Source organism: Candidatus Seongchinamella marina, assembly GCF_026262685.1.
GTDB lineage: Bacteria > Pseudomonadota > Gammaproteobacteria > Pseudomonadales > Halieaceae > Halioglobus > Halioglobus marinus.
Window position 1 is genome coordinate 207540 of record NZ_SHNP01000004.1, and the last position, 18210, is coordinate 225749.

The following is an 18210-nucleotide window of genomic DNA, read 5'->3' on the forward strand; positions in this document are numbered from 1 at the left end:
TCATGAACGCACCCACACAACAGCACAGCGCAGAGATTGAATTGAACCGCATTTTGGAAGCCCAACGCAGCGCCTTCAAAGCGGAAGGACCGGTAGCACTTGAAACCCGCGTCGATCGCATTGATCGGTGTATTGCCATGCTGGTCGACAACCAGGAAGCTATTTGCGCGGCGGTGGACAAAGATTTTGGCAGCCGATCAAAACACGTCACTTTAATGACAGATATCATGACCTCCGTTGGCAGTCTGAAATTCGTCAAGAAAAATCTGAAAAAATGGATCAAGCCCGAGAAACGCACCCCTTTTATCCCAATGAACTTTCTCGGCGGCAAGGCTTATGTCAAACACCAACCCAAGGGTGTTGTGGGCGTTATGACGCCCTGGAATGTCCCGGTGAATATGATCTTCAGTCCGCTGGCTGACATTCTAGGCGCAGGAAACCGCGCCATGATTAAGCCGTCCGAGTTCACCCCTCATACAGCAGAATTAATGAAGCACCTATTCGCACAATATTTCGAGGAAACCGAAATCTGCGTGGTTACCGGTGGTCCTGAAACAGGCGCAGCCTTCAGTTCACTTCGCTTTGATCACATCATATTCACTGGCGCCACCACCATAGGACGCCTGGTCATGAAGGCCGCTGCAGAAAACATGGTGCCCGTCACCCTGGAATTGGGCGGAAAATCCCCTGTGATTATCTCGGAACAGGTTGATATCAATAAAGCTGCAGAATCCATTATCACCGGCAAAGCGATGAATGGTGGTCAACTGTGCATCAGCCCCGATTACTGCTTCGTGCCGCAGGGGAAGTTGGAGGCCTTCGTTAAGCAGTGCCGCTCGGTCATTGCCCAGCAATACCCCACGGTGCAAGGCAACGCCGACTTCACTGCCTGTATCAACACCAGACACTTCGACAGGGTGAAAAGCTACATAGATGAAGCCCGCGACAAGGGTGCCCGAATCGTCCCTCTTTGCCCCCAGGGCGAAGAGTTCTCAAGCCCTGAGGAGCATAAAATCGCGCTGCACCTTGTTATTGATCCCGACGACAGCCTAGCCTGTATGCAAGATGAGATCTTTGGCGCGGTAATGAACATCAAAACCTATTCTGAAATCGAGGATGCTATAGACTTTGTCAACGAACGCGAGCGCCCGCTGGCACTTTACTATTTCGGCAATGACAAACTCGAACAAGCCAAGGTGTTGGACAACACAATTTCAGGGGGTGTGACAGTAAACAACGTAACCATGCACGTAGCTTGTGACGACCTGCCTTTCGGCGGAATAGGGCATAGCGGCATCGGCAGCTACCGCGGCCGAGATGGCTTCCGTACCTTCAGCCACGCTCGCTCTGTCTATCAGGAAGGATGGGTAAACCTGTCAAAACTGGCAGGCACCTTGCCACCTTTCGGCCAAAAAGTAGAAAAAATGCTGGAGTCACAAATTAAGAAATAAACGAGTTTACGAGGAGTACTAGCACTAGCATTGCAAGTAAGCGTGGCTTGCTAGTGTAAGACCCTTGGCTGTTCACTGACTATCACCGACTGCAGCTTCTTGCCCAGCATGATGACATGGCCCTGGCGACGTTCCACACCGTCCATGCTGTAGTCGAAACGAAATTGGCGCCAAACTCGCCAACGTCCCTGCGAATCCCGACTCAATGAAAAACGTTGTATGTGAACCGATTGATCCAGCAGTTGGAAATCATCCCGCTTCCCCGCAACAGCGACGTGCTGCAATGCCAACTCACGGATACGAGTTGCAGCAAGAAAATGTACGCACAGAGCACCAAATACCAGCAGGGCAAGCACTTCTCCAAGACTAAAGTACAACGTTTGTTCCTTCATTAGGGTTAACAGCCAAGCCCTAGCTTACTGGTAGCGAGGCTCGGCGTATACAATTTCACTGTCCGGGTGTATTGTGAATGAACATGCCAGCTCAATTATCTTCTGTTACGCCAACCTCACGCCAGCGCCAACGCGAGCAAACCCCAATGGCTCTGGTTTATGTTTCATGAGGCGGCAGCTGGTGGCGAACGTCAGGCCTGGCTATTGGAAAACTGCATGGGTGCGGACTACGAGATGGGCGCTATTTTTGTCGAAGAATATCAACGGCAGGGACTCATACGCCAAGGTTCACCACAGCACCTGTTGCATCTAATCTCGGGTGCCCTCACCTACAATTTATTGGTAGCACCGATGACGCTACGCGCCACCGGACTGGACCTCGCATCCGCTGAAGCTATCGACGAACAAGTGAGCCTGCTGCAGGATCTGCTAAGACCCTAGGTCAAATACTGACGTTCGAGAAAGCGACCTACAATACTATTGAAAAGAGCGGGTTGCTGCGCATGGAGCCAGTGACCACAATCGAGCATGACCTTAACCTGCGCGGCTGGAAACAACTGTAGCACCCGCTCTGTGTGTTCAGGCAGGATATAGTCTGAGTCCCCTCCTTTTATAAATAATACCGGACGTTCAAAAGGCCGTTCCACATCGGGCCCTGCCCTCACCGCCTGATAGTCATCTTTTATGCCCTGAAGATTAAAACGCCAACCGTAGCTCCCATCCGGAGCACGTTGCAAGCTCATCAGCAAAAACTGAATGACTCCCTCTTCCTTCAGGTACTCGGACATAATTTGCGCCGCTTCGCCCCGAGATTTAACCCCGCCGGAGACCACTGCATCCAGCGCGGCAAAAACACTATCGTGGTGCGGCGAGTAACTGACCGGGGCGATGTCTGCGATTACTGCAGTCGCGCAGCGCTGCGGGGATGACAATGCAATTTCCATGGCCACCTTGCCGCCCAGGGAGTGCCCGACAAATGCTGTAGATATCAGTTTTTCCTGATCCATCCATTTCAGCACTGCACCGGCCAAACGCGCAAGGGTGGCCTCCTCCAACCATTCAGAACGCCCATGGTTAGGGAGATCCAGGCTGAATACCGTATACGTTTCCGCAAGCGACCGGGCCAATGCGCCCAGGTTGCCACCGGAGCCAAACAGGCCGTGTAACAAAACCACTGGTGGTCCTGCGCCGGTAATGCTGTGTCTGATTGGAGATTTTGCTACCATGCGTTCCACTATAACGGATTGGATTCCAGCATGCGTGTATTTGCCCTTCTCAACAACAGAACCTGCTACCTGCTTGCCGCGGCACTATTGCTCGCGAGCTGCGCCGGCACCCCCAGCTATAACCCGACCACATTCCCCTTTGAAATAAACGAGGAAAAGCTCGCTGCTGATGAAATCAAGACTGTGGTGATACCTCACGTTAACCTGGGTGCTCCATCGCGCAAGTATTTGCAGAAGGAATCCCCAAGAATCGACGCTTTTGTCAGCACCTACCTCAAGGACAACGGCTATAAGGTCATCGATCAGCGTGAATTCAAGCAGTTATGGAATACTGCAGAGCGCGCCTTTGGCAACCCTGTGGACCCGACTACCGGCCGCGTAAACATGAAGACCTTCGCTCAGATCATGACCAGTGTGCGCGATGAAATGATCAAAAAATTCAAGCTGGACGCTTTTGTGTTCACCGACCTGGTAGAACTGGAAGTCTCCTTTTCCGGTGGTCTGAAGCACCTTGCTCGCTGGGACGGCGTTAGCCGTAAGCCCTCTCTGCAGGGTCCAGGCTCGGGCGTATCCTCTGACTTCGACTGGAATAAGCCCGCGGCAGTTGCCTCCCTGCAGATCAGTGTTTTCGATATGAACCTGCAGCGCGTATTTGTCAGTCGAGGCGGCATAGATGCCACTGAAGCCATCGACACACGTTCTTCAACAGGCCGTTTTACCCGGCGCCGTAACATGCTTGAGAATGAAGATTTCATTATGGAGGGAGTGCAGTTGGCCTTTCACCCGCTGATTGAAATGGAGAGATGGCCAGGCAACCCATAAGGTCTCCCGGCGTTCGGGGCTGTCAGGCTAGCGCCTCCAGGCCCCGTTCCATGCACCACATGGCAGAGAGGCTGCCCAGCACATAGATTGGCACCCAGCGCAGTTGATCCGCCCATGGTGTCAGTGGCTTACGCACTAACCACCACAGCGCCAGCGCTGCGAAAATGAATGTTATCTGGCCTATTTCAATACCGACATTAAAGAACAGCAGTGACAACGGAACGTTGTCCTGTGGCAAACCCGTCTCTGCCAGTGCGCCAGCAAAACCCATTCCATGCAGCAGCCCGAACCCGCCAGCCAGCCACCAGGGGTTGCGCCATAGGACATCATTGCGTTCTTTGCGGGTCAGTTCCACCGCCAGAACGAAAATACTGACAGCGATAGTGAACTCCACCAGCGCCACCGGATAATCGAAAAAGCCGAGAGTCACCAATGACAGGGTGATGCTGTGCCCAAACGTAAAAGCGGTGATGGTCCACAATAACCGAGAGCCACCGCCCACCAGCAACAACAAACCAAACACGAATAAGAGGTGATCAATGCCTCCCCAAATATGTTCCATTCCAAGGTAAGTGTAATCGCTCATCACCTCACCGGAGCTGGATTCGGCGGGGACCAAAAACGCTGGCTGCTCTGCATTGAGTACTTGCTGATACTGACGTCCGTCTAATAATCTGATCATGACCATCGCTGACGCTTGATTGGCACCCAGTCCATCCACCCCCAGAGTTTCCCCGACCAGACCATCCTCTCCCAGACCTGAACAGGTCAACTGGAAGCTGCTTACCTTACCTGTACCCTCCATTTGAGGTGCATTAGCCTGGGTCACTTCACAAGAATCAGGCCAGACGGGACGCATGGGCACACTACTGGTGGCCTGCGCGGGTGTTTTCCACACCAGGTGATACTGCCCCGCTGCAATCTCATTTAGCTTCAGCAATGAGGGCGCAAAACGGTGGGCCTGCGCCGACAAACTCAGCCCGAGACCCAGCAGCAGGACCGCAACAATTCTCAAGATATTCATAGCATCATCTCGTAATCTTCACGCATTCGCTGGGTGCTTTTGAGCAGGGCTGTACTTCGCGCCCTGGAATCTATGTCCCGAACCAACACGGCCCTGACCTCATCCAGAGTGGCATCGCGGCTGGGCTCCAACTCGCCGACGTAAACATAGTGCAGGCCATAGGTGGAGCGAACCGGGCCGACCCATTGGCCGGCAGAAGGCTTGGTCTGCTCAAGGTTAACCACGAAAGCCGCACCGAAATGGCGGGCTAATTGTTCAGGCGTCTGATACTTAAAACGGTAACCCGGCAGGAAGGGAGAGCTCAGCTCTCGGGCCTGCTCAGGACCCAAGTTTTTCTCACCAATCGTTGCAATAGCAGCAGCTATCTCACCTTCTCGCTCGCGATTAAAGTAGATGTGCTCGATCGAAAAACGGGGCGGGCGACGAAGCTCTTCCCGGCGTTTTTCAAATTCAGCGAGAATCTCTGCTTCCGTAGCTGCCCCCGGGGGATTACTCGCCAGCATGAGCTGTTCAATAATCTGGATCAGCCGCCTTTTAACCACTTCATCACCCAGGTGCAGGCGCATCTCAAGGGCCTGCTTATAAAGCGCTTCGTCACTCCGACCATCGGCCAGACCCAAAAAATGCATGTTGCGCAGCAGTCGCTGATACACAACCGAATCATAAAGGTGCAGGTCTAGTTCGAGTGCTCGCTGGAACATCATATCCCGATCCAGTTCTGCCATAATCATTCGTTGTAACTGATCCTCGCCCGGAGGCCGACCAACGGTCGATGTCCACTGCTGCTGTAAAGACTCGACGCGCACGTCAGCCAGAGGACCTATTACTACGGGTGGCTGAGGAAAGAGCTTCCCCTGGGCCCAGAACAGGCCCGCTCCAAGCACCAGGAAGTGCATCCAGGGCCGGTTAAGCCTGGCGAGAAACTTCATTGATTAACTCCTGTCACTAAATTGGGTAAACACCAGCAGACGCTGTCACCATTGACTGACAAAGTCAGTAGTAGCCAGTGATGGCAGCGGCTTAGGGTCACCCTCTCTGGTACCCAGATACAAAAAGCCGGTGATCTCTTCATTATTGGCCAGGCCAAGCCCATCCATGACATTGCGGTCAAAGGCCGCATCACCGGTTCGCCAGACGCCCGCATAACCGAGCGCTTGCGCAGCCAGCAACACGCCGTGGGCGGCGCATCCAGCAGATAGTTTCTGTTCGATAGGCGGCACCTTGGGATGCGCACTGACACTGGCGACTACCACTACAATGAGGGGTGCTCTAAGCGGCGATTTTTCCGCTTTCTCCAGAGCCGATTCATCGGCCTGCGGATTGCGCGCGAGCAAAGCATCGCGGAACAATACACCGAGGGCCTGGCGACGGTCTTCATCCACCGAAATAAAGCGCCAGGGCCGCAGCCGTGCATGATCCGGTGCTCGCATGGCTGCACTGAAAATACTTTCCCGCTCAGCGAGAGAAGGTGCCGGAGCCGTCAACTTGGGAGCAGAATTCCTCTGCTGGAGAAACTGAATTATGTCGTTCATAACCGATATCGCAAAAAATCGAACGGCAATAATAGCAGCAAACTGCGAGTTTGTGCCCGTTAAGGCAGTGCCGGTCCTACCATAATATTCATAAAACCCTCGTCCCCCGGCACCGCGTCTACATTGTCACACCAGACACACAGTTCATCGGCTGAAGACTGCACCATGCGGTGTTCGATATGATCAATAATCCACAGCGGTTGCCCAAGTTCAGCCAACAGCGTAATCAAGGCCCGACCGCTGCTACCGCATTGCCGCAACGACAGAGGGGTCAATTCAATGATTATGCGCGTGGGCTCTTTCTGCTCCTGAAGCAAGGGCATCAAACCTTTCATCACCCCAAACTCCGAACCCTGGGTGTCCACTTTCAACAAATCCAGACGCTGTGTTCGCGGGCCAAGAAAGTCGCTACCGCGCAGCAAGCTGATGGGCTTGCTGTCTCTTGCTGTTCCCGTCGCAAAAATCTGGTGATCACCAAAGTTATCTTCACTCAGGTAGAGTTTTGCTTCACCCGCCGTCTCCGCCAGTCCGGCCTGCTCCGCACAGATAATGTGTGCCAGATGATTGTGATTAGCACTCGCCGCGAGAAGTGCGTAATTGCCCGGATCAGGTTCAAAGGCGAAGACCGCGCCGGAGCCACCTACCCGGGTGGCTGCCAACAACGAAAAGTAACCAATATTGGCACCCACATCGACAAACACATGCCCGGGCTGCAACAACTGCAGCACAAGTGATGTCTCGTAAGGCTCCCAGATCCCCTCCTCTCGTATCCTGCGGGAAACATGCTTGTCCTGCTCTGGATGAATGTACAGGGCGAGCTCTGCTTCAAGACCCGGGGCTAACAGGGGAACACATTGCTGCTCGATGGCCATTAATGTGCTTTTACTTTGCGCTTGTCGCAGCGAACGCATCGGTAACTGGTAATCAACTTGCCCTGCTTGACATCAAATTGCTTTGCCGTATCCACCACCCATTTATGGTGACCGTGCTTGCACAGGACTTTGCCTTTATGCCGCTCTTTAAGCGAAGGCTGACGAAAGGGAATAACATCAGCCATGGATTACAACAGTGTGCGTTGCACAGCACAGTTCCAGGAATCCATTCTTTTGCGGCGAGTTGAAGAGTTCATTTGAACGGCATATTCCCGTTCCGCCTGCCATATACGCCGAACTTCAGCCGGGCTTTGCCAGAGACCAATGCCCAGTCCTGCCAGATAACAAGCGCCCGCAACAGTAGTCTCAATAACCTGGGGCCGAATCAGTTTTCGGCCAAGCACATCAGCCTGTATTTGCATTAGCAGGTTGTTGGCCGCAGCACCTCCATCGACTCGCAGCGGCTTCATCCGCTTCCCCAAATCTGCTTCCATGGCCCGCAGGATATCTGCATTCTGCAATGCCATAGCATCCAACGTCGCTCTCGCAATGTGCCCCCTCTCGGTGCCGCGTGTCAGGCCGGTCAGCGTGCCCCTGGCCTCCGGCGCCCAATGGGGCGCACCCAGTCCTGTCAGGGCCGGAACAAATTCGACGCCCGCATGATCAGTCACGCTGCCTGCAAGGGACTCAATTTCAGGTGCACGTTTAATCAGCTGCAACCCGTCACGCAGCCACTGGACAGCAGCACCACAAACAAATGCGCCGCCCTCAAGCGCATACACTGGTTCGGCTTTCTCTCCCAGTTGCCAGGCCACAGTACTCAACAAACCAGACCGAGATTGCAGCAAGTCTGACCCGGTGTTCATCAAAATAAATGAGCCTGTACCGAAAGTGCACTTGGCCTCACCCTGAGAAAAACAGGCTTGACCAAACAGCGCTGCCTGTTGATCGCCTGCCACGCCGGCAATCGGAATACCATCGGGCAGACCCGGCACATTGCGGGTATGACCCAGCACTGCACTGGACGCTGAAATTTGCGGCAGAATATCTTCCGGAACCTGAAACAAGTCCAGTAACTGTCTGTCCCAGCGCCTGGCTTTCAAGTTCATTAGTGAGGTGCGTGACGCGTTAGACACATCGGTAACGTGAGTTTCACCCGCGGTGAGCTGCCAGATCAGGTAGCTGTCCACAGTTCCTGCCGCCACCCTGCCCGCTCGACGCAGACGCGACAGACCAGAGGTATTGTTCAGTAGCCATCGATATTTGCTGGCAGAGAAATAAGGATCAAGCACAAGCCCTGTCTTGCGGCGCACGACTTTCTCATGACCTTCAGATTTCAGCTGTTCACAAAAATCTGTAGTGCGTCGACACTGCCATACCACTGCGTTGTTTAATGGCTCCCCACTATGACGATCCCACAACAGCGCAGTCTCACGCTGGTTAGTAATGCCGATTGCAGCGATATCGGTAGGCTTACAAACGCCTTTGCGCATGATGCCGCGAACACCCTTGAGCACAGATTTCCAGATGTCCGCAGGCCGATGCTCAACCCAACCTGGTTTGGGATATAACTGTGGAAACTCATGATTAACACTAGCACATAGCTTGCCGGATGAGTCCATCAGAGCCACAGTACTGCCCGTTGTTCCCTGATCAATTGCCAGTATGAAATTTGCCATATCAGGCTCTACTCCTCGTTTCAGTCCACCGTTTCAAGCTCAACAAAAAGCGATGAGTCGATGTTTGCCACCTTCACAGCCGCTGCCGGACGGCGTGGTTTTAGTAAAGGGTACGCCATAGCCTTCAGTGGTGCTAATAATTTTGACAATGTCACTGCCGTGATGCCGGGCGCCACACAAAGCGTTCAGTTAAGTCGTCTGTTCTGGTTTGGGTATGACCACATTGGGGTGTACAATCCGCGCGCATTTTAGTCAATTCATCGGAGTAGTTTCATGGATAACGAAGAACTTACCCTGTTTCGCGATATGGCCCGACGCGCCTTTGAGCAACTGATCTCTCCCCACTACGAAGCATGGGAAGAGAAGCACCTGGTACCCCGAGAGCTTTGGAATCAACTGGGCGAGGCCGGACTGCTTTGTCCTGACATGCCAGAAGCCTTCGGCGGGGCTGGCACTTCCTCTCAGGTCTGCTTCGCTATGATCGAAGAGCTATCACACATGGGTTTCGGCGGCCTTGCCAGCGGCTATGGAATCCACTCCAATATTGTCGCGCCCTATATTGAGCACTTCGGGACAGAGGAGCAAAAGCAGCAGTGGCTGCCCAAGATGGTCACGGGTGAAGCCGTGGGCGCACTGGCAATGACTGAACCCGGTGCCGGTTCTGACGTTCAGGGCATTCGTACCAGCGCGGTTCAGGATGGCGACGAGTGGGTGCTCAACGGATCCAAAATTTTTATCACCAATGGCATCCATGCAGACCTTGTGATCGTCGCCGCAATCACCGACCCCGGCAAAGGCGCGAAAGGCACATCCCTGTTTCTGGTGGACGCCTCGCTTCCAGGCTTCGACAAAGGCAAAAAAATCGAAAAAATTGGTCAACACGCTTCCGATACCGCGGAGCTTTTTTTCCAGGACGTTCGTCTACCAGCCAATGCACTGCTGGGAGAACTCAATAAAGGTTTCATCATCATGATGAAGGAACTTCCCAGGGAACGACTGGGAATTGCAGCTCAGGCCGTCGCCGCTGCTGAGGGCGCGTTGCAGATCACAGTGGACTACGTACAGGAGCGCAAGGCCTTTGGGCAAACGGTGGGGTCATTCCAAAACACTCGCTTTACCCTGGCTGACGTCAAGACTGAGATCGCCTTGAACCGGGCCTTTTACGACCAATGTGCGAACCAATACGCGAGCAGCGAACTTTCAGCCGATGACGCTGCGATGCTCAAATACGCAGCAACCGAAATGCAATGCAAAACGGTTGATCAGTGTCTGCAACTGTTCGGCGGTTATGGCTATACTGCCGAATACCCTATTTCTCGTTATTACACTGACGCGCGCATTCAACGGATCTATGGCGGAACTTCTGAGATTATGCGTGAACTTGTCGCGCGCTCAATTCTGGGACGATGATGCTTACACTTGTCGGGGTAGTGGAGGGTCATTATTGCGCTGCTATCGTGGCTGACACTTGCCAAAATGCCGCGGCCTGGTAAAGGGCCACAGCTTGTTAAAGGGGCGCGGCTTGGCTAGGGATATCTTCACAGTTGCGAAGATATCTCGACATTCACACCCCCAATTCGCCTACCACGGAGAACAGAGAAAGCAGGAACAGGCCTATCGTCAGGGAAATAGCGGATAACACCGTCGTGAGCACAATGATGTTGGCTGCGAGCACACCATTTCCCCGGGCCGCCACTACCATGATATAGCCTGAGGCTGCGGTCGGAGTTGCAACCAACAAAAAAAGCACACCCAGGGGTTCGCCACGAACCCCCAGCACAAGCGCCAGTGCAACCGTTATGACAGGGGCAACTACAAGCCGCCAGAAAGTGGATTCCCAAGCGAGTGGCCCGGAGTAGCGCAGTTCTGACAGTTTCATTGCACCCCCTATACAAATGAGCATCAGCGGCAAGAATAAGGCGCTAAGCCAGATACTGGCAGGTTGAACAATAGCGGGAACAGGAAGGCCCGACAGGGAAAGAGCAGCACCCGCAGCGATTCCAATAATCAATGGATTACGCACTACACCCAAAAGCGCATCGCTCATTGCGGCACTGGCGCCCAGGGTGCGATTGAGCACTAATACCGCGAGCACATTGTACAGGCTAGTCATCACCGCTACGGCCAGCGCGGCTAGTTGCGCACCTTGCTCGCCATAGGCGGAAATACACAAAGCAAGGCCCATGATAGCCAGGTTGGAGCGAAATGCTCCCTGAACGAAAATCCCCCGCTCGCGAGCAGGGTGACGTCTCCACGCGCTATAAGCCCAACTCGCCAGCGTCACCAGCAGTGTCGCCAGCACACCGGCGAGTAAATAGGTGGCGGTGATGGCATCACTGTAGTCAACACCGGCGGCACCGGCGAACAGCATCAACGGCAAGCCAAATTTGAAAGACAAGCGGGAAATTTGGTCGTTGAGCTGTGGCGACAACCAGCCCGTTTTGGCGACAAAAGCACCCACCACCACCCACCCAAAGGTGGGCAGAGATACCATCAGACAGGTATAAAAGAGTGCCGTCGCGTCAGTAAGAGTCAAGCGTGCTCATCAATAAGCAAAAAACCAATCATGCCAGCTATTCAAGACACTCTCCAAGAGCCCCGACCAGGCTATCGATCTCATTCTTTTCGATGATAAACGGCAAACCCAGTTGAATAGTGTCAGCGCCATAGCGCACGTAAAAGCCCTTCCCCCACATCCGCATGGCAACTTCGTAGGGCCTGCGCGCCGGCTCGCCTGGATAGCTGGCGAGCGTCAGTGCCCCAGCGAAACCGTAATTTCGGATATCGGTAATATGGGCTCCACCCTTCAATTGATGCAGCGCTTCTTCAAAGTAAGGCGACAGTTCGGCAACACGCTGCGGCAGCTTCTCTTGCTCCAACACATCAAGGGCGGCAAGACCCGCAGCACAGGCCACCGGGTGAGCAGAGTAGGTGTAACCATGTGGAAACTCCAGCATGTACTCAGGACCGCCCTGAGCCATAAATGTCTGGTAGATTTCGTTGGACGCAATTACCGCCCCCATGGGAATGGCGCCGTTGGTCAACTGCTTGGCAATATTCATAATATCCGGCTTTACACCAAAAGCCTCGGCGCCAGTCATCGCGCCCATGCGCCCAAACGCGGTTATCACTTCGTCGAAAATAAGCAGTATGTCATTGGCATCACAGATATCTCGCAGTCGCTGCAGATAACCCGCGGGAGGCGGGATAACACCAGCAGAGCCTGCCATCGGTTCCACGATAACCGCCGCGATATTGGAAGCGTCATGTAACGCGATCAACTCTACCAACTCGTCTGCCAGGTGCCAGCCATTCGTTGGCATGCCGCGTGTGTAAACGTTCTCTTTGATCATGGTATGAGAAAGGTGGTCCGCATCTACCGCAGTACCAAACATTTTACGATTTGCGCCGATACCGCCCACTGAAATTCCACCAAAGTTGACGCCGTGATAACCCTTCACGCGGCCAATCAGCTTGGTCTTGGTAGGTTGGCCTTTGAGACGCCAATAGGCTCGCGCCATTTTCAAAGAGGTGTCTGCAGACTCAGACCCGGAATTGGTAAAAAATACGTAGTCGAGTCCATCAGGGGTCAGGGATTTGATTTTGTTCGCCAGTTGGAAGGAGCGAGGCTGTCCGAACTGAAAAGCGGGCGAGTAATCCAGGGTTTGCAACTGCTGGGTAACCGCATCGGTAATTTCCTGGCGGTTATGGCCCAGGCCACAGCACCAGAGGCCTGAGAGGCCATCGAGGATACGACGGCCCTTGTCGTCAATGTAATAGGCGCCCTCTGCACCCACGATCATCCGCGGATCGTCTTTGAATTGACGATTGCCCGTATAAGCCATCCAGTGAGCTTCCAACTCATCACGGCTCAGGGAGGGCTGAATATTCTGCATGCTGGTCATTTGGACATACCTACAATGTTGACTGAGGGCCCGATTGTAGCGCTTGTTTTTAGTTGCATAAATCAATACCTATCGACCTAAAGTTTCACTATTATTAAACTATATAGTTTGCGAGGTAACACCATGGCCGGTAAAGCCCTGCTGGGGAATGTGACTGACAATGACCTGCGTCTGCTGCGGGTGTTCAAAGCTGTTGTTCACTGTGGCGGCTTCTCTGCCGCAGAATTGGAACTCAACATCAATCGTTCCACTATTTCCAGGCATATCAAGGACTTGGAAACCCGGCTGGGTGTCATATTATGCCGCAGGGGCCGCGCCGGTTTCGCCCTGACTACTGAGGGAGAGCAGGTATTCGACAGCGCCAAGAAAATCATGGCCGCCATGGAAGAGTTCCAGCACGATGTCGGCGAGCTGCATCAGCGACTCACCGGCCCCATGTCAATCGCCATCTTTGACAAAACAGCGTCCAATCCAGCCTGCCATATTCACCAAGCCTTCCGCCGGTTCGATGAGGCAGCGCCTGAAGTTGCTCCGGAAATTCATGTTGAGTCTATTAACGCCATTGAACAAGGCGTGATGGAGGGACGCTTTCAGCTAGGCGTCATTCCTGACCATCGACCATCCGCCAGCCTCGACTACTACCCCTTGTTCAGCGAGCAGATGTATCTGTACTGCGCTATCGGCCACCCCCTGTTCGACAGCACGAGCAACAATACCGATGCCGCGCAGGTCAGGAAATGTCGTTATGTAGGCATCGGCTACCACTCACCCAATATGGAGGCAACCCACAAGCTGGGACTTAAACGCCACGCTACCGCACATGATCAGGAGGCTGTCGCCCATCTGGTTTTATCAGGCCGCTATCTGGGCTACCTGCCGGAGCACTATGCTGAAGGATTCGAGGCAAACGGACAAATGCGCCGCTTACTGCCTGAAGTTTTCCAGTATGTCTGCCAATTCAGCGCAATTACCCGCCACTCCCCTCCGCCATCTAGGGTTGCCCAGACCCTGCTGAACGCTCTCATAGACGCACATTCGTAGCCCTTAAGCCTGCCACTTAAAGGCAACGATGTTGCGAAACAGTCAGAAAACTCGCCCTCACTCCATACTCAATTGCTAGACTGAACTTATGTTTTCCCAAGGAGACTCGTCATGCGTTGGATCATAGTGTTTGCGGTGGTGGGCGCAGGCTACTGGTACCTGTTTGGTATGGATAGCCAGAGTGGCAGCCCCAGCTACCAACAGAAACTGCTGAGCAACAAAAGTGCAATGAGCCAGTGCATCAGAGAGGCCGAATACGCCGCCAGCCGCATGGCCAAAAGTGCTGATAGCGCCGAGCAAGATTGCGCCACTAAACTCAAGCTCTACCGTGAAGACGGCGGCTGGCACAGTTACCAAGACTCACGCAGATAATGACTACAGGCCGTTTGCAAATCACAGGCGACCTCTTGCCTGTAACGGACTCCTCAGTCCTTGTACCCCGTTATGGACTTGGCGGCCTGATAAGCGAAGGTCATTGACGGCCCCAGCGTAGAGCCCGGACCAGGGTAGCAGGGCAAGGTGGGAGCACTGCAATTGCCACAGGCATAAAGCCCTCCGATCAAGGAACCATCCTCTCGAACCACCTGGGCGTCGGCATTGATCACCATTCCGCCCTGGGTGCCAAAATCACCCGGATCGAGGCGCACTGCATAAAAGGGCGGTTTGATAACCGGACCAAGGCAGGGGTTTGGAGTAACCCGAGGATCGCCATAGTATCGGTCATATGCAGATTCACCACGGTTGCACTCCGGATCCACTCCCGTCTTTGCATATTCGTTCATATTCGCCACAGTCGCTTCCAGGCCGGCGACATCGACGTCGATTTTAACCGCTAATTCAGCAACGCTATCGGCTTTTGCGTAAAAGCCTCCTTCCTCGTAATTAAAGCTTTTGGGCACCTGCCAGTCAGGACGGAACTTACTATTAAACAAAGGTCCGACGAAATAATTAGCACGAAAGTCCGCATCGAAAATTTGCCAAGTGGGGTAAGTGGGGCTTTCCTCGGTATGCTTGGCAAAAGTTTCCAGCTGGAATGCCATATAGTTCTGGGACTCGTTACTAAAACGTTTGCCTGCCGGATTAACAATCACCGATCCCGGGTAGGATCGCTCCATGACCGACAGCCGGGGAATGTCTTCTCCGGGCACGGTGATGGTATTGCACCACCAGGCCTCGCCAAGGCGATGCATTTTCGCCCCTAACCGCATCGCTTCGTGGTGTGCATCACCGGTATTATCGAAGGTGCCAGCGCTCCACTTGTGATCAGTCGGCTGGGGCAGGTACTGCTCGCGCATCTCCTGGTTGTGCTCAAACCCTCCTGCCGCCAGCACCACGGCTTTACGGGCCTGAATGCGCAGGGGCTTGCCGTCTCGGATTACCTCAAGACCTATCACCGTACCGCCCTCTTCCACCAGATTGGTCATTCGGGTGTTTAGCCACAGGGGCATATCACGGTCCAGCATTGATGCGCGCAACCTTGCAACCCCGGCGCAACCTGTGGCAAGGCGCCGATGAAACTTACTTTTGAGGCGCCAGGGAATATCCAGCATGTAGTCCAGGAACAATTTGAAAATAGACTTCCACCAGCCGGGCTGCTGGCCAACCATAACGGCGGCTTCTACCTGGGTTATTCCAATGACTCCAGCCAGATGCATCATCTGGTGTGTTCGGCGAAGTTGCTTCCACTCTTGGCCCAACTCACTGGCGTCGAAGGTTTCGGGCTCCATGGAACGATGCCCCTCCATTCCGCCCTCAAGGTTGGTGTAATAATCGGGATAATGCTCGAGAGTAACGTAGCGTACTTGTGTTCGCTCATGGAGAAAGTCCACCATTTTGGGACCATTTTCCAAGAATGCATCTAACTGGTACTCCGGTACCTCTTCCTCAGAAATCAGTTGCCGCAGGTATGTCTTGGCCTTGTCAAAGGAATCCTCCGCTCCGGCTTCCCTGGCATAACGATTACCAGGAATCCACACTCCCCCACCGGAGATAGAGCTGGTGCCTCCGTAAAGGTCTGACTTTTCGATGACCAACACATTTTTGCTGCCCATTTCATAAGTGCACACGGCGGCTGTCATACCGCCGTTGCCGGAACCGACCACCACTACATCGTAACTGTCGTCCCACTGCTGTTCTGCGCTCATTGCTCGCCCCTGCTGATTGATACCCGCAATGTTAGCCTACAAAGACAACAACAGAAGTAGTGGTCGCACCTTAACAGGGCGCAGGTTTAACAATTTGGCCGCGCCGCCCCAATGAGGGACACGATAGTTTAACAATGAGACTCTTGCGCATGTGCACAGGGCTTGCATACACTCACTAATCCAAGTCAATAAACCCAACAGGGATCAACCTATGAAGCTTCATTCTCGAAAAACCCTTGCGTCCATCGCTGCTGCAGTCGGACTGGCCACATCGATTCAGGTCCTTGCACACCTTGATGATAAAGAGCCCATGCAATCCTACCGGCAATCCTACTTCACTCTCCTGGCGATGAATTTCGGCCCCATTGGAGCCATGGTCAAGGGCGAAATGCCCTGGGATGACGCTAAACTGAAGGTGTTTGCCAATGAGCTTGGCGCCCTGGCCAGCATGGATGTCTCTCGCGCATTCGGACCCGGCACTGACAAAGGCACCACCCGGGCCAAACCTGAAATCTGGCAAAACCAGGAAGACTTCAAGGTCAAGCTCACCAATATGAGGGAAGCGCTTGCAGGTCTGCAAGTGGCGGCCGGTTCAGGAGACAAAAAAATAGTTGCCCAAGCGGTAGGCGATGCTGGCAAGTCCTGTAAGGCTTGCCACGATGAGTATAAGGCGAAAAACTACCTCTATTGATCGGCTACCAGAGCGGTTGGGGTTGCGGCGCTAGCTCCAACCCCTGCCAAAGTAACAACGCTATCACGATGGCGACCAGGACTGCCTTTAAGGCTGACACCGGCGCCTTGTGCCCTTCCCGATCTGTTGCAGTACCGACCAACATGGGCTGAATCAACTGTTTTTTAAGCCTGAACTGATAGTACATAATGGTCAATATATGCAGCGCTATCAGGCCCAACAGGATATCGAAAGTCCACTGATGAACCACTCCCATCAGGTCTCGCAGTTGCGGCTCGGCTGCATAATATAAGGGGCCAGAAAACAATATATCGTCACTATTAATCAAGCCACTGATCGCCTGTAGCAGCAACAGGCAAAGTAATGCGAGTACCGACCAACCGCCCAGTGGATTGTGTCCCGGGGTGGGGCTTGGCTGTCCCCGAAGGTAGGCTAATACTGAAGCAGGGCCCACTACGAAATCACTAAAGCGGCTGTGCACGCTACCCAGAAAACCCCAAAAAAAACGTGTTACAAGAAGCACAATCATGACTTGGCCGGTGACCTCATGTATGTCATAACGTTCGAATTTAGCACTCCACCAGGCGAGTGCGAAGCACACCACTAGAGACCAGTGGAAAAGCCGTGTGGCTAGGTCCCAGACAGGGTGAGCAGAAGCCATGCTTAATTCAGTCCAGCGGCATCAAGGCTTGAAACTCCGGGTCGACATCCTGGTAATAGTAAGACCAGACCCCGTCAATCAGCAATGCGCGATGCCTGGCTCCGGGAAGGGAAGGATCAGCAGAATCATAGCCAGCGTCGCCGCGATAAAGTGCTACCAATTGGCCGTCAAAGCGCGCCAAAACCGGCAACACCTGCGGCACAGGGGTATTGCGTTCCCCGTCAATTGCCTCTTTCACCGTGTCATATCGGCAGAGCGTGACAAGCGTTATCCAGGTGGGAGGCAAAATAGCCAGCTCGCCCAAGCGGTGCTCGGACAACGCTTGCTCCACCGTCACCCAGCGGGAGTCGTGTATTTCGCCGCCATCGATGACAACCTGCTCCTCAAGATGCAATGGCGCGGCGTATATCCAGGTAGAAAACCGTCTGGTTTCCGCCTCTGGCGTAGTCCAATGGCTCAATAACACCATGTCATCAGGGCGAGGCTGCTGACCACATTCTTCCATCGCCTCTCGAGCAGCCGCAAAACGGGCGGCAGCTTCTTCGTTGCCCTCGCCCGCCGCCATATCTTCAGGGTCAAGACTGCCACCGGGAAAGACCCAAAAACCCCCGGCAAAGGCCAGGGCTTTGTTCCGCTTCAAAAGTAGAGTTTCCAGTCCTTCTTTGCCATCACGCAAGAGAACTACGGTGCTGGCAGGACGAATAGCGACGGTGTCGGGCATGAGTAAACCTCAAAAAAATCCGCCTCAGTGTAACAGCAGTACCGGGCTT

20 protein-coding genes are annotated in these 18210 nt (G+C 53.8%); 7 read left to right on the forward strand and 13 right to left on the reverse strand.

Annotated features, from left to right (window positions below; genetic code table 11):
• Positions 1-2 precede the first annotated feature (2 nt).
• Positions 3-1451: a coniferyl aldehyde dehydrogenase gene (locus tag EYC87_RS12295; RefSeq protein ID WP_279253142.1), complete on the forward strand. Its 1449-nt coding sequence runs from the start codon at positions 3-5 to the stop codon at positions 1449-1451.
• Between the two features lie 50 nt (positions 1452-1501).
• Here the strand turns inward: EYC87_RS12295 and EYC87_RS12300 are convergent, their stop codons facing one another.
• Positions 1502-1843, reverse strand: a complete 342-nt coding sequence (locus tag EYC87_RS12300) for a DUF3301 domain-containing protein (RefSeq protein ID WP_007228513.1) — start codon at positions 1841-1843, stop codon at positions 1502-1504.
• 159 nt (positions 1844-2002) lie between these two features.
• On the opposite strand from EYC87_RS12300, the gene EYC87_RS12305 reads away from it, so the two are divergent.
• Positions 2003-2284 carry a hypothetical protein gene (locus EYC87_RS12305; protein WP_279253143.1) on the forward strand — a complete coding sequence of 94 codons (282 nt, stop codon included), beginning with the start codon at positions 2003-2005 and terminating at the stop codon, positions 2282-2284.
• Here the strand turns inward: EYC87_RS12305 and EYC87_RS12310 are convergent.
• The gene (locus EYC87_RS12310) at positions 2281-3069 is read right to left on the reverse strand and encodes an alpha/beta fold hydrolase (RefSeq protein ID WP_279253144.1); all 789 of its coding nucleotides are present in this window, start codon (positions 3067-3069) and stop codon (positions 2281-2283) included. The two genes, EYC87_RS12305 and EYC87_RS12310, sit on opposite strands and share 4 nt — an antisense overlap.
• 30 nt (positions 3070-3099) lie before the next feature.
• Here EYC87_RS12310 and EYC87_RS12315 point away from each other — a divergent pair, with 30 nt between their 5' ends.
• The gene (locus EYC87_RS12315; RefSeq protein ID WP_279253145.1) at positions 3100-3891 is read left to right on the forward strand and encodes a hypothetical protein; all 792 of its coding nucleotides are present in this window, start codon (positions 3100-3102) and stop codon (positions 3889-3891) included.
• A gap of 22 nt (positions 3892-3913) precedes the next feature.
• Here the strand turns inward: EYC87_RS12315 and EYC87_RS12320 are convergent, their stop codons facing one another.
• The 6 genes from EYC87_RS12320 to glpK are packed head-to-tail and all read right to left on the reverse strand — an operon-like array spanning position 3914 to position 8998.
• Positions 3914-4915 (reverse strand): HupE/UreJ family protein, encoded by a 1002-nt coding sequence (locus EYC87_RS12320; RefSeq protein ID WP_279253146.1) that lies wholly within the window; start codon positions 4913-4915, stop codon positions 3914-3916.
• A complete protein-coding gene (locus tag EYC87_RS12325; protein ID WP_279253147.1) occupies positions 4912-5844 on the reverse strand; it encodes a peptidyl-prolyl cis-trans isomerase in 933 nt (310 codons plus the stop codon). The genes EYC87_RS12320 and EYC87_RS12325 overlap by 4 nt, the downstream gene beginning before the upstream one ends.
• A 45-nt stretch (positions 5845-5889) precedes the next feature.
• Positions 5890-6447 (reverse strand): nitroreductase family protein, encoded by a 558-nt coding sequence (locus EYC87_RS12330; protein WP_279253148.1) that lies wholly within the window; start codon positions 6445-6447, stop codon positions 5890-5892.
• A gap of 59 nt (positions 6448-6506) precedes the next feature.
• Entirely contained in the window at positions 6507-7319 is an 813-nt protein-coding gene (locus tag EYC87_RS12335; protein ID WP_279253149.1) for an FkbM family methyltransferase, read from the reverse strand.
• A complete protein-coding gene (locus EYC87_RS19500; protein ID WP_007228593.1) occupies positions 7319-7504 on the reverse strand; it encodes a hypothetical protein in 186 nt (61 codons plus the stop codon). The genes EYC87_RS12335 and EYC87_RS19500 overlap by 1 nt, the downstream gene beginning before the upstream one ends.
• A gap of 3 nt (positions 7505-7507) precedes the next feature.
• On the reverse strand, positions 7508-8998 hold the full coding sequence (gene glpK / locus EYC87_RS12345) for a glycerol kinase GlpK (RefSeq protein WP_279253150.1): 1491 nt from the start codon (positions 8996-8998) through the stop codon (positions 7508-7510).
• A 273-nt stretch (positions 8999-9271) separates the two neighbouring features.
• Here glpK and EYC87_RS12350 point away from each other — a divergent pair, with 273 nt between their 5' ends.
• Positions 9272-10408, forward strand: coding sequence for an acyl-CoA dehydrogenase family protein (locus EYC87_RS12350; RefSeq protein ID WP_279253151.1), 1137 nt, complete (start codon positions 9272-9274; stop codon positions 10406-10408).
• A gap of 154 nt (positions 10409-10562) precedes the next feature.
• Here the strand turns inward: EYC87_RS12350 and EYC87_RS12355 are convergent, their stop codons facing one another.
• On the reverse strand, positions 10563-11534 hold the full coding sequence (locus tag EYC87_RS12355; protein WP_279253152.1) for an AEC family transporter: 972 nt from the start codon (positions 11532-11534) through the stop codon (positions 10563-10565).
• Positions 11535-11571: 37 nt separating this feature from the next.
• Positions 11572-12903 (reverse strand): omega-aminotransferase AptA, encoded by a 1332-nt coding sequence (gene aptA / locus EYC87_RS12360; RefSeq protein ID WP_279253153.1) that lies wholly within the window; start codon positions 12901-12903, stop codon positions 11572-11574.
• Positions 12904-13026: 123 nt separating this feature from the next.
• Between aptA and EYC87_RS12365 the strand changes: the two genes are divergently transcribed.
• Both EYC87_RS12365 and EYC87_RS12370 read left to right on the forward strand, forming a co-directional pair.
• The gene (locus EYC87_RS12365; RefSeq protein ID WP_279253154.1) at positions 13027-13944 is read left to right on the forward strand and encodes a LysR family transcriptional regulator; all 918 of its coding nucleotides are present in this window, start codon (positions 13027-13029) and stop codon (positions 13942-13944) included.
• A gap of 111 nt (positions 13945-14055) precedes the next feature.
• Entirely contained in the window at positions 14056-14316 is a 261-nt protein-coding gene (locus EYC87_RS12370) for a hypothetical protein (RefSeq protein ID WP_279253155.1), read from the forward strand.
• Between the two features lie 53 nt (positions 14317-14369).
• On the opposite strand, the gene EYC87_RS12375 is transcribed toward EYC87_RS12370, so the two are convergent.
• The gene (locus tag EYC87_RS12375) at positions 14370-16088 is read right to left on the reverse strand and encodes an FAD-binding protein (RefSeq protein ID WP_279253156.1); all 1719 of its coding nucleotides are present in this window, start codon (positions 16086-16088) and stop codon (positions 14370-14372) included.
• A 211-nt stretch (positions 16089-16299) separates the two neighbouring features.
• Between EYC87_RS12375 and EYC87_RS12380 the strand changes: the two genes are divergently transcribed.
• Positions 16300-16779, forward strand: coding sequence for a c-type cytochrome (locus EYC87_RS12380; protein ID WP_007228576.1), 480 nt, complete (start codon positions 16300-16302; stop codon positions 16777-16779).
• A 4-nt stretch (positions 16780-16783) separates the two neighbouring features.
• On the opposite strand, the gene EYC87_RS12385 is transcribed toward EYC87_RS12380, so the two are convergent.
• On the reverse strand, positions 16784-17440 hold the full coding sequence (locus EYC87_RS12385; RefSeq protein ID WP_279253157.1) for a cytochrome b/b6 domain-containing protein: 657 nt from the start codon (positions 17438-17440) through the stop codon (positions 16784-16786).
• A gap of 7 nt (positions 17441-17447) precedes the next feature.
• The gene (locus tag EYC87_RS12390; RefSeq protein WP_279253158.1) at positions 17448-18161 is read right to left on the reverse strand and encodes an NUDIX hydrolase; all 714 of its coding nucleotides are present in this window, start codon (positions 18159-18161) and stop codon (positions 17448-17450) included.
• Positions 18162-18210: the final 49 nt, after the last annotated feature.

What these genes read in the sequence shown, in the direction of transcription:
- EYC87_RS12310 (WP_279253144.1), bottom strand. Translation starts at nt 3,069, where the DNA reads ATGGTAGCAAAATCTCCAATCAGACACAGCATTACCGGCGCAGGACCA.
- EYC87_RS12385 (WP_279253157.1), bottom strand. Translation starts at nt 17,440, where the DNA reads ATGGCTTCTGCTCACCCTGTCTGGGACCTAGCCACACGGCTTTTCCAC.
- EYC87_RS12380 (WP_007228576.1), top strand. Translation starts at nt 16,300, where the DNA reads ATGAAGCTTCATTCTCGAAAAACCCTTGCGTCCATCGCTGCTGCAGTC.
- EYC87_RS19500 (WP_007228593.1), bottom strand. Translation starts at nt 7,504, where the DNA reads ATGGCTGATGTTATTCCCTTTCGTCAGCCTTCGCTTAAAGAGCGGCAT.
- EYC87_RS12320 (WP_279253146.1), bottom strand. Translation starts at nt 4,915, where the DNA reads ATGAATATCTTGAGAATTGTTGCGGTCCTGCTGCTGGGTCTCGGGCTG.
- aptA (WP_279253153.1), bottom strand. Translation starts at nt 12,903, where the DNA reads ATGACCAGCATGCAGAATATTCAGCCCTCCCTGAGCCGTGATGAGTTG.
- EYC87_RS12365 (WP_279253154.1), top strand. Translation starts at nt 13,027, where the DNA reads ATGGCCGGTAAAGCCCTGCTGGGGAATGTGACTGACAATGACCTGCGT.
- EYC87_RS12390 (WP_279253158.1), bottom strand. Translation starts at nt 18,161, where the DNA reads ATGCCCGACACCGTCGCTATTCGTCCTGCCAGCACCGTAGTTCTCTTG.
- EYC87_RS12375 (WP_279253156.1), bottom strand. Translation starts at nt 16,088, where the DNA reads ATGAGCGCAGAACAGCAGTGGGACGACAGTTACGATGTAGTGGTGGTC.
- EYC87_RS12350 (WP_279253151.1), top strand. Translation starts at nt 9,272, where the DNA reads ATGGATAACGAAGAACTTACCCTGTTTCGCGATATGGCCCGACGCGCC.
- EYC87_RS12330 (WP_279253148.1), bottom strand. Translation starts at nt 6,447, where the DNA reads ATGAACGACATAATTCAGTTTCTCCAGCAGAGGAATTCTGCTCCCAAG.
- EYC87_RS12325 (WP_279253147.1), bottom strand. Translation starts at nt 5,844, where the DNA reads ATGAAGTTTCTCGCCAGGCTTAACCGGCCCTGGATGCACTTCCTGGTG.
- EYC87_RS12300 (WP_007228513.1), bottom strand. Translation starts at nt 1,843, where the DNA reads ATGAAGGAACAAACGTTGTACTTTAGTCTTGGAGAAGTGCTTGCCCTG.
- glpK (WP_279253150.1), bottom strand. Translation starts at nt 8,998, where the DNA reads ATGGCAAATTTCATACTGGCAATTGATCAGGGAACAACGGGCAGTACT.
- EYC87_RS12315 (WP_279253145.1), top strand. Translation starts at nt 3,100, where the DNA reads ATGCGTGTATTTGCCCTTCTCAACAACAGAACCTGCTACCTGCTTGCC.
- EYC87_RS12370 (WP_279253155.1), top strand. Translation starts at nt 14,056, where the DNA reads ATGCGTTGGATCATAGTGTTTGCGGTGGTGGGCGCAGGCTACTGGTAC.
- EYC87_RS12335 (WP_279253149.1), bottom strand. Translation starts at nt 7,319, where the DNA reads ATGGCCATCGAGCAGCAATGTGTTCCCCTGTTAGCCCCGGGTCTTGAA.
- EYC87_RS12305 (WP_279253143.1), top strand. Translation starts at nt 2,003, where the DNA reads ATGTTTCATGAGGCGGCAGCTGGTGGCGAACGTCAGGCCTGGCTATTG.
- EYC87_RS12295 (WP_279253142.1), top strand. Translation starts at nt 3, where the DNA reads ATGAACGCACCCACACAACAGCACAGCGCAGAGATTGAATTGAACCGC.